Annotated in this window: 11 protein-coding genes; 8 read left to right on the plus strand and 3 right to left on the minus strand. The window is 67.8% G+C overall.

The genetic code is table 11. The features are described 5' to 3' along the window. Positions 1-2 precede the first annotated feature (2 nt). Positions 3-974 carry a DNA polymerase III subunit delta gene (gene holA / locus NI1_RS28335; protein WP_067826600.1) on the plus strand — a complete coding sequence of 324 codons (972 nt, stop codon included), beginning with the start codon at positions 3-5 and terminating at the stop codon, positions 972-974. 53 nt (positions 975-1,027) lie between these two features. Here the strand turns inward: holA and NI1_RS28340 are convergent, their stop codons facing one another. After that, positions 1,028-1,777, minus strand: a complete 750-nt coding sequence (locus NI1_RS28340; RefSeq protein WP_245663445.1) for an LGFP repeat-containing protein — start codon at positions 1,775-1,777, stop codon at positions 1,028-1,030. Between the two features lie 173 nt (positions 1,778-1,950). Further along, the gene (gene rpsT / locus NI1_RS28345) at positions 1,951-2,214 is read right to left on the minus strand and encodes a 30S ribosomal protein S20 (protein WP_067826602.1); all 264 of its coding nucleotides are present in this window, start codon (positions 2,212-2,214) and stop codon (positions 1,951-1,953) included. 211 nt (positions 2,215-2,425) lie between these two features. Between rpsT and NI1_RS28350 the strand changes: the two genes are divergently transcribed. The 4 genes from NI1_RS28350 to NI1_RS28365 are packed head-to-tail and all read left to right on the plus strand — an operon-like array spanning position 2,426 to position 6,739. Further along, positions 2,426-4,063 (plus strand): circularly permuted type 2 ATP-grasp protein, encoded by a 1,638-nt coding sequence (locus tag NI1_RS28350; RefSeq protein WP_084523980.1) that lies wholly within the window; start codon positions 2,426-2,428, stop codon positions 4,061-4,063. A 35-nt stretch (positions 4,064-4,098) separates the two neighbouring features. Beyond that, positions 4,099-5,067 carry an alpha-E domain-containing protein gene (locus NI1_RS28355; RefSeq protein WP_067826605.1) on the plus strand — a complete coding sequence of 323 codons (969 nt, stop codon included), beginning with the start codon at positions 4,099-4,101 and terminating at the stop codon, positions 5,065-5,067. Next, on the plus strand, positions 5,064-5,906 hold the full coding sequence (locus NI1_RS28360) for a transglutaminase family protein (protein WP_084523855.1): 843 nt from the start codon (positions 5,064-5,066) through the stop codon (positions 5,904-5,906). The genes NI1_RS28355 and NI1_RS28360 overlap by 4 nt, the downstream gene beginning before the upstream one ends. Before the next feature lie 53 nt (positions 5,907-5,959). Further along, positions 5,960-6,739, plus strand: a complete 780-nt coding sequence (locus tag NI1_RS28365; RefSeq protein ID WP_067826607.1) for an aquaporin — start codon at positions 5,960-5,962, stop codon at positions 6,737-6,739. A 94-nt stretch (positions 6,740-6,833) separates the two neighbouring features. Here the strand turns inward: NI1_RS28365 and NI1_RS28370 are convergent, their stop codons facing one another. Further along, positions 6,834-7,415: a type II toxin-antitoxin system PemK/MazF family toxin gene (locus NI1_RS28370; RefSeq protein WP_067826610.1), complete on the minus strand. Its 582-nt coding sequence runs from the start codon at positions 7,413-7,415 to the stop codon at positions 6,834-6,836. Between the two features lie 156 nt (positions 7,416-7,571). Between NI1_RS28370 and lepA the strand changes: the two genes are divergently transcribed. The 3 genes from lepA (at position 7,572) to NI1_RS28385 (ending at position 14,319) form a co-directional block, all read left to right on the plus strand. Beyond that, on the plus strand, positions 7,572-9,422 hold the full coding sequence (gene lepA / locus NI1_RS28375) for a translation elongation factor 4 (RefSeq protein ID WP_067826612.1): 1,851 nt from the start codon (positions 7,572-7,574) through the stop codon (positions 9,420-9,422). Between the two features lie 380 nt (positions 9,423-9,802). Further along, entirely contained in the window at positions 9,803-12,511 is a 2,709-nt protein-coding gene (locus tag NI1_RS28380) for a hypothetical protein (RefSeq protein WP_067826615.1), read from the plus strand. After that, positions 12,508-14,319, plus strand: coding sequence for a P-loop NTPase family protein (locus NI1_RS28385; RefSeq protein ID WP_245663446.1), 1,812 nt, complete (start codon positions 12,508-12,510; stop codon positions 14,317-14,319). The genes NI1_RS28380 and NI1_RS28385 overlap by 4 nt, the downstream gene beginning before the upstream one ends. Positions 14,320-14,353 lie beyond the last annotated feature (34 nt).

A 14,353-nucleotide genomic window follows, 5' to 3' on the forward strand; every position in this document is an offset into this window, starting at 1 on the left:
GCGTGAACCAGCGACCTGCGCCATTGCATCTTGTGCTCGGTGAAGAGGAATTGCTGATCGAGCGGGCGGTGGCGGCGGTTACCGCGCAGGCCCGGGCGGCCAGCAGCCAGCCGGATGCGTTGCCGGTGGATCGGTTGCGGGCGGGGGATGCGAGTACTTCGGAACTGGCGGAGCTGTTGAGTCCTTCGTTGTTCGCGGAGGACCGGGTGATCGTGCTCGAGTCGGCCGCGGAGGCCGGCAAGGATGCGGTGTCCGTTATCCAGGACGCCGCTTCGGCTCCGCCGGACGGGGTGGTGCTGATCATTCTGCATACCGGCGGTGGCCGGGCCAAGGCGCTCGCGCCGGCCTTGCAGAAGCTGGGGGCGGTGGTGCACAACTGCGCGAAGCTGAGCAAGGGCGGCGAGCGGGTGGAGTTCGTGCGCAACGAGTTTCGTGCCGCGAATGTGAAGGTCTCGGCGGACGTGGTGCAGGCGCTGATCGAGTCCGTGGGGTCGGACCTGCGGGAATTGGCCGCGGCCAGTTCGCAGTTGGCGGCCGACACCGGGGGCAAGGTCGATGTGGCGGCGGTGCGGCAGTACTACTCGGGCAAGGCCGAGGTAACCGGGTTCGAAGTAGCGGATCTGGCGGTGGCGGGAGACCGGGCGGCCGCCATGGAGGCGCTGCGGTGGGCGATCGATCGCGGCGTGCCCGCGGTGCTGCTGGCCGATGCGCTGGCCGACTCGGTGCACACCATCGCGCGGGTGGGGTCGGCGGGACGGGGCGATCCGTTCAAGATGGCGGGCGACCTGGGCATGCCGCCGTGGAAGGTGAAGAAGGCGCAGCAGCAGGTACGCGGCTGGACCGGGGCCACCATCGGGCAGGCCCTCCAGGTGGTGGCGGCGCTGAACGGTGATGTGAAGGGCCAGGCCGCGGACACCAATTACGCCCTGGAGCACGCGCTTTCGCGCATTCTGGACTTGCGCGAATCGGCCTGATCCGGACGGGAGAAACCGCGCACCGGCTGACCGGTGCGCGGTTCACCACGAACTCAGGAGTTCGGCGACCAGGTGATCTTCCCGCCTTGGAAGTCCTGCGCCTTACCGTTCTGGTAGTCGTACTCGTCGCTGGTCGGGAACCCGTAGGAGCCGTTCTCCGCACCCGCGCGCACCCACTCGTCCCGGATCGAACCCCACGTCACATGGGTGCCCGTCTTGGTCGTCGAGAAGATGGCCCCGCCTTCGAACAGCGTGTAGAAACCCTCGCCCTTGGTGGTCTTCTGCACATCGGTGAGCGGGAACCCGAGCGGGCTGTTCTCCCAGCCCACCTTGCCGTACTTGTCCAGCACCACACCGGTCAAAGCGTGCGCGGCCGTCCCCACCGACCAGTACATCGACCCACCCTGGAACAGCTGATACCGCCCGGGCTTGGCGGTCGCCCCTTCATCGGCCAGCGGGTACTTCAAAGTCCCCGACTCCGCACTCAGATTCCGCCACTTGTCCCGAATGAACCCGCCCACGGCATGCGCGTCGGTAGCCGGAGTCCAATAGATCGACTGGTTATTGGTGAACTCCTGCTTCTTACCCCCACCCGCGGCATCCAGCTCCGGCCCGGTCGGATCACCGAAGAAGTCCACCCCGCCCGCCCGATCGAACTCGACCTCGATGGCCCCGCCCACCTCGAACGGCCCCACCGGCCGCGCCGAAGCGACGCCCAGCCCGGCAGTCAGCGCGAGCGCGACCGCCCCCGCAGCCACCCCGCCCCGAGCCCAAGACAAACGGTTCTTACGCAGCGATGCCACTACTTCTCCCAACGCAGGTGATATCCGACAGCCCCCGACTGTTCGCCAGCCATCCTGCTGCGAACTCCCCGACTAGGCAAGTTCATGAGTGCGGAAACAGCGAAAACCGCCGTGGTCGTCGTGGCCACGGCGGTTGTGCGAAGCATTGTGTCCGGAATGACTTCCGGGGTGAATCAGCCGAGCTTGTTGAAGGCCAGCGACAGCGCCGACTTCTTGTTGGCGGCCTGGTTGGAGTGGATGACACCCTTGGAGGCGGCCTTGTCCAGGCTCTTGGAAGCGGACTGCATCAGCTCGAGCGCCTTGTCCTTCTCGCCCGCCGCAGCGGCCTCGCGGAACTTGCGGATCGAGGTGCGCAGCGCGGACTTCACCGACTGGTTGCGCTGACGCGCCAGCTCGTTGGTGCGGATCCGCTTCATCTGGGACTTGATGTTGGCCACGCCTGTTTCCTCGTGTTCCTTCGTTAGTGGTGTGTATGCAGGATGCAAAGTCTGTTCGTGCGCACTACGAGAGGGGCAGCGCAGCACCGACGACCGAGATTACCAGGACACGGCGCGCGGTATGAAATCGGCCCCTTCCGACGCCCGGCCGAAACCAGAAATTTATCCCGGTCGAAGCCCGTGTTGCCCCTGCGTGATGGACCATTTTTGCATGACTCCCGCCGCAGCCGCGCGTTCGGCCGTGGCCGTCACAGCACCGATCGGCCCCGCCGCCATCGATGATGCGGCGGTCGGGGTGTTCGCGGGATATGGGCCAGGCCGATACGACCGGGCATATGACGAGATGTTCGATGCCACCGGCCGGGCGCGCGCCGCCTATCGGGGCATTCATGCCGCGCTCGCCACCATCGACGCATCCGATCTGGCGGCGCGAGCCGAAGCGCTGGCCCGGGCCTTCGTGGATCAGGGCATCACCTTCTCACTCTCGGGCCAGGAGCGGCCGTTCCCGCTGGACCTGGTGCCGAGGGTGATAGCCGCCACGGAATGGACCAAACTCGAGCGCGGCATAAAACAACGGGTGCGCGCCCTGGAGGCGTTCCTGGCCGACGTGTACGGCGAGCAGACCATCCTGCGCGATCAGGTGATTCCGAAACGGCTCGTCACCTCGTGCGCGCATTTCCATCGCGAGGCCGCCGGGCTGATCCCGCCCAACGGTGTCCGTATCCATGTGGCCGGCATCGACCTGATCCGCGACGAGCACGGCGACTTTCGTGTCCTCGAGGACAATCTGCGCTCCCCGTCCGGGGTTTCGTATGTGATGGAGAACCGCCGCACCATGGCGCGCGTCTTCCCGGACCTGTTCGCCTCGCATCGGGTGCGGGCCGTCGGCGACTATCCGAGTCATCTGCTGAAGGCGTTGCGCGCCGCCGCCGCACCCAATGAGGCCGACCCGACCGTGGTGGTGCTGACCCCCGGCGTCCACAACTCCGCCTATTTCGAGCATTCGCTGCTGGCCCGGCAGATGGGCGTGGAACTGGTCGAGGGCCGGGATCTGTTCTGCCGCGACAATGTCGTCTATATGCGCACCACGGCGGGGGAGCGGCAGGTGGATGTCATCTACCGCCGCATCGACGACACTTTTCTCGACCCCATCCAATTCCGCCCGGATTCCATGCTCGGGGTGGCGGGCGTGCTGAACGCGGCCCGCGCGGGCACGGTGGTGCTGGCCAATGCGGTGGGCAACGGGGTGGGCGACGACAAACTCGTCTACACCTATGTGCCCGCTTTCATCGAGTACTACCTGGGCGAGAAACCCGTGCTGCCCAATGTGGATTCGTATCGCTGCTGGGAGCCCGCCGAATGCGAGGAGGTGCTGGACCGGCTGGCCGAGCTGGTGGTGAAACCGGTCGAGGGGTCCGGCGGCTACGGCATCCTGATCGGCCCGGACGCCACCCAGAAGGAACGGGATGCGGTGCGCCGCAAGGTGCGTGCCGATCCGCGCGGCTGGATCGCTCAGCCGGTCGTCCAATTGTCCACGGTCCCAGCGAAAATCGGCGGCACCCTGGCGCCCCGTCACGTGGATCTGCGGCCGTTCGCGGTCAATGACGGCGACGATATCTTCGTGCTGCCCGGCGGATTGACGCGGGTGGCATTGCCGGAAGGCTCGCTGGTGGTCAATTCCAGTCAGGGCGGCGGCAGTAAGGACACCTGGGTGCTGGCCCCGCGCACCTCGGCCGCCGAGCGTGAACTCGCGGGCACTCAACTGGTCGGCGAAATGCACATCACCCGGGAGCACGATCAGGCCCGGGAACCCTCCGCCACTCGATCCAATCAGCAGCAACAGCAGTAGCCGGTAGGTGAATACAGCGTTAGGCAGGTCCGATCATGTTGGCGCGCAATGCCGAATCCCTCTACTGGATCGGCCGGTACATCGAACGCGCCGAGTACACGGCGCGCATTCTGGATGTCGCGGTCCATCAATTGCTCGAGGACGCCACCGTCGATCCGGACCGGACCTCACGGGTTTTGCTGACGGTGCTCGGCATCGAACCGCCCGAGCGGGAACTCGATGTCTGGTCGGTGACCGATCTGGTCGCCTTCGGCCGCGGCAATGGCGGATCGATCGTGGATGCCGTCACCAGGGCGCGCGAGAATGCCAGGGGCGCAAGAGAAGTCACCTCCACCGAAATGTGGGAATGCCTTAACGCCACCTACAACGGATTGTCGGCCGCGGAACGCGCCGCCCGCGCCCTGGGCCCGCACGAATTCTGTCACTACATCACCGACCGCGCCGCCATGTTCGCCGGACTCTCCGATTCCACCCTCAGCCGCGACGACGGTTACCGGTTCCTGCTGCTCGGGCGCTCCATCGAACGCGTGGATATGACCGTGCGCCTGCTGCTTTCGCGCGCCGGCGACCGCACTTCCTCCCCGGCCTGGGTGACGGTATTGCGCTCGGCCGGTGCGCACGACCCGTATCTGCGTACCCATCGCGGCGTGCTCGACGCCAATCAGATCGCCGATTTCATTCTGCTGGACCGGCTTTTCCCGCGCTCGGTCTTCCATTCCCTGAAGGTCGCCGAAACCTGTCTGCAAGAACTGGATCAGCGCCCCAACAGTCGTTTCGCCGCCCGCCACGAAGCCCACCGGCTGCTCGGCCGCGCCCGCAGCGAACTCGAATTCCTGCCCGCCGCGGTGCTGCTGGAGGACCTGCCCAGCCGGTTGCTGTGGTTGCAGCAGACCTGCCGCGAGGTCGGCGAGGCGGTGGCTCTCCAGTATTTCCACGCCGAATCCTGGGTGGCTTGGACCGGATTGCACGGCCGCAACGGCGTGCATGTCGAGGAGGCGGTATGAGCTGGCGCATGCGGGTGGTGCACACCACCGGATACGTCTACGACGGGCCGGTCACCCGGTCGTTCAACGAGGCCCGGCTGACCCCGCGCGCCGACAGCCGGCAGAACGTCATCCTGAACCGGGTCGAGACGGTGCCCTCGACCCGCTCCTACCGCTACTTGGATTACTGGGGAACCATCGTCACCGCGTTCGACCTGCACGCTCCGCACACCGAATTGGAGGTGACCAGCTCCTCGGTGGTGGAGACCGAACCCTTCGCCGGACCCGCCGAGGAACTGGCCTGGGAGGAGTTGCGCGGCGATGCCGTGGGCGACCGCTTCGACGAATTGCTCGCTCCCACCGCGTATGTGCCGCGCGAACGCCGCCTCGGCCCGGTGGCCCGGCAGCTGGCGCGCGGGGTGCCGCCCGCCAAAGCGGTTGTGCGCGCGGCCGAATGGGTGCATCGCGAAATGACCTACCTGCCCGGCACCACCTCGGTGCACACCAGCGCGGTGGAGGCGTTCGCCGAAAGGCAGGGCGTCTGCCAGGATTTCGCGCACCTGACCCTGCTGCTGTTGCGCACCATGGGGATTCCCGGCCGCTACGTCTCCGGCTACCTGCACCCCGACCCGTCCGCCGAGGTCGGTCACACCGTCGCCGGGCAGACGCACGCCTGGGTGGAGGCCTGGACCGGCGAATGGTGGGGCTACGACCCGACCAACAACATCCCCGTCACGGAGCAACACGTTTCAGTCGGAGTGGGCCGTGATTACGCGGATGTGCCACCGCTCAAAGGTATCTTCTCCGGTAGCGGCTCGACCGATCTCGAAGTGGTCGTGGAAATCACCCGCCTCGCCTGAGGATTCGAGCCGTGTTCGGTCGGTGCGGTATCCAGTTGAGCGGAAGGTGACCGATGTCTCCCACAGCACAGGAAGTCGCGGAGGATCTAGCGGATCTGCAAGCGCCGTCCCTCGGACGCAAGCTCTTCGCCGAAGCTCTGGGCACATTCGTGCTGGTGCTCGGCGGTGTCGGCACCGCGGTGCTGGCCGGGAGCCGGGTCGGCGCGCTCGGCGTGGCGCTGGCCTTCGGGTTCACGCTGTTGTTCCTGGTGTACGCCATCGGGCCGATCTCGGGCTGCCATGTGAATCCGGCGGTCACGGTCGGGCAGCTGCTGCTCGGACGGGTGACGCCGGCGGTGGCCGGAATGTACTGGGTGGCGCAGTTCGTGGGCGGGCTGCTCGCGGGCGCGACCATCTACGCCGTCGCGCACAACCTGCCCTCCTACGACCGCGCCCGCGATGGCCTGGGCGCGAACGGCTGGGGCGCGCACAGCCCCTCCAAGCTGGAGCTCGGCGGCATCGTCATCAACGGCTACGGGCTCGCCGCGACCATCACCGTCGAGGTGATCCTGACCGCGCTGCTGGTCTTCGTGGTGCTGGCCTCCACCGATCAGCTCTCCGACGTGCCCCTCGCGGGCCTGTCGATCGGCATCACCCTGGCGGTCATCCACCTGATCTCGATCCCGATCGACAACACCTCGGTCAACCCCGCCCGCAGCCTCGCCGTCGCCTTCTACCAGGACGGCGCACTCTCCCAGCTCTGGGTGTTCATCGTGTTCCCGCTGATCGGCGGCGTGCTCGGAGCGCTCGTCTACAGCTTGATGTTCGGCCGCTCCCGCAACATGGTCAGCTGATCCCCATTACCGAAACGAGCCCCGCGCCCGGCAGCGCGGGGCTCGTTGTTTCGGGGGGTCGGGGGCCGAAGCCCCCGAGAGCCACGAGAGTTGTCTAATGCCAGTGGTATTCGGCGCACAGCCGGTGCGCCACGCGGTCGAAGGTTTTCCGGGGCAGGATCGCGCCCTCGCGGCGGATCCCGGCCTCGGGTACGTCCAGGACGCGATCCAGCCGGACCCAGCTGTCGCGTCCGGCGCTGTCCCACGGTCCGTCGCCGATGCCCACCCAATTGTCGTGGTGGGCATGATCGGCGTTCGAGGAGAGCATCAACCCGAGCAGGGTCTTGCCGTCGCGGCCGACCACCAGCACCGGGCGGTCCTTACCGTTGGACGGGTCCTCCTCGTAGGGCACCCACGTCCACACGATCTCGCCCGGATCGGCCCGCCCGTCCAACTGCGGTGAGTACACGATCTGCCGCGCCCGCTCCCGCGACGGCACCCCCGCCGAAGACGTCGGCCGGACCGAAACCCCCGCCGCCTGCTTCGGCGTCGTCACCGCTCGCAGCGCCCGATCCCACATCGAGGACTTTTGCACCCGATCGATGAGCTTCGGCCCCTGCTGCTTGACGAGCTGCGAACCCTGCTCTTTCGCCATGTTCCCCAACTGCTTCCCCAGCGCGTTCCACCTGCCGGCCATCTCGCCACCCTAACGGCGGTCGCGCGGTTTCTCATCCGGGCCGGAATGGGTTGCGGCAAAGCCCAGTTCACCGGTGGGTTGTGCCGGGGGCAGAAGCACCCTGAGCCACGCCGTAGACTTCTGGGTTGACATGCCGCCTTTTCGCCATGCCGAGGAGTGACTCCGATTAGCAGCTTCGCCGATACGACGTTCACCGATCCGTCCCGGATCAGGAACTTCTGCATCATCGCGCACATCGACCACGGGAAATCGACCCTGGCCGATCGCATGCTGCAACTCACCGGAGTGGTGGAGGAGCGCGCCATGCGGGCGCAGTACCTCGACCGCATGGATATCGAGCGTGAGCGCGGTATCACCATCAAGGCGCAGAACGTGCGGCTGCCGTGGACGGTCGACGGTGAGGACTACGTCCTGCACCTGATCGACACCCCGGGCCACGTCGACTTCACCTATGAGGTGTCGCGCGCGCTCGAGGCTTGTGAGGGCGCGATCCTGCTGGTCGACGCCGCGCAGGGCATCGAAGCGCAGACGCTGGCCAATCTGTATCTGGCGCTGGACAAGGACCTGACCATCATTCCGGTCCTGAACAAGATCGACCTGCCGGCCGCGGATCCCGATCGCTACGCCGCCGAGCTCGCGCACATCGTGGGCTGTGAGCCCGAGGACGTGCTGCGGGTGTCCGGTAAGACCGGTGTGGGTGTGGCCGAGCTGCTGAACGAGGCCGTCAAGCAGGTGCCCGCCCCCGTCGGCGATGCCGATGCCCCGGCCCGCGCCATGATTTTCGACTCGGTGTACGACACCTACCGCGGCGTCGTCACCTACGTGCGTGTGGTCGACGGCAAGCTCACCCCGCGCCAGAAGATCAAGATGATGTCCACCGGCGCGACCCACGAACTCCTCGAGATCGGCATCGTGTCGCCGGAACCCAAGCCCACCAAGGGACTCGGGGTCGGCGAGGTCGGTTACCTCATCACCGGTGTGAAGGACGTCCGGCAGTCGAAGGTCGGCGATACCGTCACCTCCGCGCGCGACGGCGCGACCGATGCGCTGACCGGTTACCGCGAACCGCGGCCGATGGTCTACTCCGGTCTGTACCCGGTCGACGGCTCCGATTACCCGGATCTGCGTGACGCGCTGGACAAGTTGCAGCTCAACGATGCCGCCCTGACCTATGTGCCGGAGACCTCGGTGGCGCTCGGGTTCGGTTTCCGCTGCGGGTTCCTCGGCCTGCTGCACATGGAGATCACCCGCGAGCGGTTGCAGCGTGAGTTCGGGCTGGATCTGATCTCGACCGCGCCCAATGTGGTGTACCGGGTCATCCAGGAAGACAACACCGAGCAGATCGTCACCAACCCGTCGTTCTGGCCGGCGGGCAAGCTCAAGCAGATCTTCGAACCGATCACCAAGTGCACGGTCATCGCGCCCAGTGAATTCATCGGCACCATCATGGAGCTGTGCCAGTCGCGCCGCGGCGAGCTGCTCGGCATGGACTACCTGTCCGAGACCCGCGTCGAGATGCGCTACACGCTGCCCATGGCCGAGATCATCTTCGACTTCTTCGACTCGCTGAAATCGCGCACCCGCGGTTACGCGTCGCTCGATTACGAAGAGGCCGGCGAGCAGGAAGCCGAGCTGGTGAAGGTGGACATCCTGTTGCAGGGTGAGGCGGTGGACGCGTTCTCGGCCATCGTGCACAAGGACGCCGCCCAGGCGTACGGCAACAAGATGACCACCAAGCTGCGCGAACTCATCCCGCGCCAGCAGTTCGAGGTGCCGATCCAGGCCGCGATCGGTTCCCGCGTCATCGCCCGCGAGAACATCCGCGCCATCCGCAAGGACGTGCTCGCCAAGTGCTACGGCGGTGACATCTCGCGTAAGCGCAAGCTGCTCGAGAAGCAGAAGGAAGGCAAGAAGCGGATGAAGACGATCGGCCGCGTCGACGTCCCGCAGGAAGCCTTCGTGGCGGCGCTCTCCACCGAGTCCGCCACCGACAAGCCGAAGAAGTAAGCGGGTTATCCGCTGAACGATGTGCCCCGCTGCCCGATGGCAGCGGGGCACAGCTCGTTCAAAGGGTTGGGGCCCGGCGGGTTCGGCGCCGCACCTCCCTTCCTGGTTCTCATTCACCGGTGCGCGAGAGGGGCGGGAGTATGCTCCGGCTCTGCCCTGAGACCAGTTGTCCTGTTTTGTAACTTTGGTCCGTTACGCAGTGAGAAACTGGGGCTTCCGTCCTGATATGCCGGGTGACAAGCTATGTGTCGCACCTCTGTGCAATCCGCCGCCTACCTGGTGGATGTGACAGACCGGTTATCCGGAAATAGGGTGTGAAACGAGTTTGAGAGCGGCGGTCTGCCATCGGCGGGCCGCCGATCAGTGAGAGCGGAGCCTGTATGACACGTGATCTGCCCTACGACGACGATTCCGAAGCCGGCGACAACTACGTGGAAGACACCGCGTATCGCATTGCCACCGGAGTCGCGCGCGTAGCGAGGGCAGGCGCGTACGTAACCGGCGGCGCGCTCCTCGCGGCCGGCGGCACTCGCGGCGCCTCCGACGACAACACTAATCACGACAGCCGGATCGTCGGCTGGTCCGAGGCCGAGGATCCCAAGCCGGACGAGCCCAGCCCGACCGTCACCTTCCCGGACCTGACCGCCGATTCGGCGACGCCACCGGCGAAGCTGGGTCCCGCCGTCGTCTCGGTCTCCGATCAGCCGCACCCCGACAATCACCACTACGGCACCGACGCCGGCTTCCTGCCCGGCACCTTCGGCAGCCTGCCCTCCGACGCCACCATGAGCGGCTACTACGGCGGCGGATTCGGTGATGCGGGCGGATACACGATTCCGCAGCCCGACTATTCGGCGGCGTATCAGGGCTATCACCCCGAGAGCGGGGTGCTGGACGGCCATCACGGCAATACCGGCGTCACCATCCCGTGGGGCGACGGTCAGCTGACCCTGCCCACGGTGCCCAGCCTGCCGTCCTTCGACGGCGAGCCCGCCGACTTCCTGCCCGGCCTGAAGATCCCCGGGGCCGACGGTCATCTGCCCGGCCTGCCCAGCGCCTTCCTGCCCGGCGGCCTCGGCGACACCGGGATCCCCGGAGCCCTGAGCCCCGCACCCGCGAACCCTACGCCCGGAACCGATTTCGACGGTGTGGGCGATTCCGGTATCGGCATGTTCGTCAAGACCCAGTGGAACGTGGACGCGCACGTCGGACTGGACGGCGTCTGGTTCAAGTCGGATATGAAGGTGGAGTTCGACGTCGGCGACGTGGGCCACCAGTACACCGAGTATCAGCAGCAGATGGGGCAGTACGTCAAGGAAGGCGGCCCGGCCGCCCATTCCGCCGGTACCCAGCCGGGCGCAACCGCCACGAATCCGCTTGCCCCCAACGGTGATTCCGCAGCCACCAACCCGGCTACCGCCGGAGCGGTCAATCCCGCGGCAGGTGCATCGGCCGACCCCGCTACCGCCGGAGGCGTTAATCCGGCTGCGGGAGCGGGAAACCCGGCAACTGCCGGGGCCGTTGATCCCGCTGCGGGCGGAGCAGCGAATCCCGCTGCCGCCGATATGAATCCGGCTACCGCGGGCGCGAATGTGCTGGGCGGCCAGACATATGGAAAGCCCGGCGGTTCGGCCGAGGACGCGCACGGTGCGACCGGTCATGCCGGTGGGGTGAGCACCGGAGGCGCTGCTGCCCCGGGCACCGTCGGCGCTGGTGCGGCTCCGACCGGTATCGGCGCCGGTGGCTCGGCCCCCGGCGGGGTCGGCGGTGTGTCGCCGCAGAGTGGCCTCGGTTCCGGTGTGTCGCCCCAGGGTGGTTTCGGTGGCGCTGCGGCTCCCGGATCGCCTGTCGCCCCGGCCGGTTCGCCCGCGCCGGTGGCCACGGCTCCCGCCGCCCCCGCGTTCAATGCCCCGGTCGCGCCGATCGCGGTCGCCCCGGTGGTCCCGGCGGCCGTCGCGCCGGTGTCCGTCGCTCCGGTGGCGGTGGCGCAGCCCGTGGTGGCCACGCCTTTGCAGACCACGATTCAGCCCGATGCCGCGCAGCATCCCATCGCGAACCTGTTGGGTGCGTCCGGCGGCCCGTCGCCGCTGACGGTCCCCGCGGTGAACACACCGTCGTTGTTCGCCGATCATCGCGCTCCGGTGCTGGCCGCGGACGGGGCCGGTAGCACCAGCCATCCGGCCACCATGGTCGCCAAGCCGATGCCGGCCTCGGCCGCGCCGGGCACCGCGGTGCCGCAGGTCAGCGTGCCGCCCAAGCCGGATGTGGCGCTGACGACCGCGCCGTCGCTGCCGACCATGACCAAGATTCCGTCGGTCGAAACCGGCGGGGCGACAATCACTCCCGGCACGGTCGGCGGTGGCGCACACGGCGGCACGACGGGCGGTGCGACCACCGGCGGCGGTGCCACGGGCGGCACCGACACCGACGGCCCGACCGGCGGCGCCACCAAGGTTCCCGAGGTGACCCGCCCGAACAGCGGCGATCAGACCGGCACGCACGGCGGCACCTCCACGGTGCCCGATACCGACGGCGGCAGCACGCACGCGCCGACGGTGACGCAGCCGAGCGTGCCCACCGCCGATGTCACGGTGCCGACGGTCCCGACCACCCAGCCGCAGGCGACCCAACCGCATCTGCCCAGCCAGGAGATCACGGTCCCGTCGGTGGCCCCGCAGCCGACCGTGGCCCCGCAGGCCACCGCGCCGAAGCCGGTCCCGGTGAAACCGATTGCGGAAGTGAACGATTCGGGCCCGCACGTGCTCGCGGTCAGCGACGCGTACGCGCTGCCGGTCGACGATTCCGTGCTGTTCGCGAGTCACACGAGCGGCTTCGAATCCGGCGACTCGTCCGTGCTGTTCGCGAGTGATACGAGCGCGCTCGGTGATTCGTCCAGCCAGTACCCCGCTGATGCGAGCGGAGCGGGGAGCCATCCTTCGGTGCTGCCGTTGTCGGAGGACTCCGGCTGGCACGCCACCGCTTCGCTGTACGACAACGGTGCGCTGAGCACCCAGCTGATATCCGATTCCTCCTTCGCCGACAACCACTTCCAGGTGCACGGCGGGGCCGATCACACCTTGCTGTTGTGAGCGGCCTGGAAAGCCTTACCGCCGTGAAGAATCCGGATGTGATGGGCCCCCTGCTGGAGTTGCTCGACGAGCTGCTCCAGCAGACCCATGCCGTCGGCCGCTCCGACCTGGCCGCTCGCCTCGGTATCGCGCGCGCCCGGATCGCCGATCCCCGGGTGCGCCTGGTGGTGGTGGGCGATTCCAAGAGCGGTATGAGCACCCTGGTCAACGGCTTGGTGGGAATGCCGGTGAGCGCCACCGATTCCCAGCACAGCGTGCCGGTGATCGCCGAGTACGGCGCGCAGCCCGCCGCGATCCTGGTGAAGGCGGTCGGCGGCCGGGCCGAACGGGAATCGGTGGATCCGGCGACCGCGCTCACCGCCCTGCCCTCCGATGGCGTGGTGCGCGCCGAGGTCACCGCTCCGAGCCCGTTGCTGGCCGAGGGTTTCGTGGTCCTGGATGCCCCGGGTTCGCCCGGTGACACCCCCGCCACCTGGTCGCTGCTGGCCGCCGCCGACGCCGTGCTCTACGTGGCCGCCGCGGACGCGCCGTTCACGCCGGGCCAGATCGAGCAGTTGCAGCGGATTCAGCAGGTGTGCCCGACCGTGGTCTGCGTGCTGAACAAGATCGACGAGTATCCGCAGTGGCCGCAGGTGCAGCAGCAGGATCGCCGCCTGCTGGATCAGGCCGGTCTCGCCTTCGCGGTCGCCCCAGCCTCGGCGCTGCTGCACACCCGGGCCCAGGCATCCGGCGATCAGCAGCTGGACCTGGAATCCGGTGTGCCGCAACTGCTCGACCATCTGCGCGCCTACGTGCTGGGCCGCGCCGACACGGTGGCCGCCGAGGCCGCGGTCCGGGATATCCAGCTGATCACCGATCATCTGGCGCTGGCCCTGCGCACCGAGGCCGAGACCCTGCGCGACCCGCGCCGCTACGGCGTCATCACCGAAGAGCTGCGCCGCACCCGCGAGGAGGCCGAGCAGCTGCGGCAGCGCTCCGCCAACTGGCAGGTCACCCTCGCCGACGGCGCGGCGGAGTTGATGGCCGATACCGAACACGATCTGCGGCATCGCCTGCGCAGCCTGATCCGCGATGCCGAAGCCGACATCATGAAGCGCGATCCGGTGAAGCGCTGGAACGATTTCGGGGCCGACCTGGATGCCAAGATCTGCGAGGCGGTGGAGGAGAACTTCGTCATCGCCCACTACCGTTCGGTGGAATTGGCCGAGCAGGTGGCCGCGAAGTTCCCCGAAAGCGGTGTTCCCACCGCGGATCTCAAGCTCGACGATCCCGGCGAGGTGGGCGCGGTCCTGGAGCCGGTGGCCGCCATGGACACCCTGGACAGCGCGAAAGCCGGTGTCACCCAACAGGTGCTGTCCGCACTGCGCGGCTCCTACGGCGGCATCCTGATGGTCGGCCTGGCCACCAGCCTGCTCGGTATGTCGCTGGTGAACTGGTACTCCGCGGGCGCGGGCGTGCTGCTGGGCGTGAACGCGCTGTGGGACGACCGCAAGACCCGCACCCAGCGCCGCCAATCCGAGGCCAAGGTGGCGGTGGCGCGGCTGATGGACGATGTGATCTTCCAGGTGTCCAAGGAGTCGCGGTACCGGCTGCGGGGCGTACAGCGCAGTCTGCGTGACCATTTCACCGATATCGCCAATGCCACGCTGCGCTCGGTGGACGCCTCGCTGCGCGCCGCCGAGGAGGCCGCCGCGGTGCATTCGCCGCAGCGGCGCGAGCAGCGGCTGACCGAGATCGAGACGGCGCTGGTGCGCCTGCGCGAGGTGCGTGAGCGCGCCGACGCGATGGGTGAAGAGCCCTCCTACTGATACGGCGGCCGGCAGTCGCCCGGCCAAGTGCCGG

The organism is Nocardia inohanensis NBRC 100128, from assembly GCF_001612945.1.
Classification (GTDB): Bacteria; Actinomycetota; Actinomycetes; order Mycobacteriales; family Mycobacteriaceae; genus Nocardia; species Nocardia inohanensis.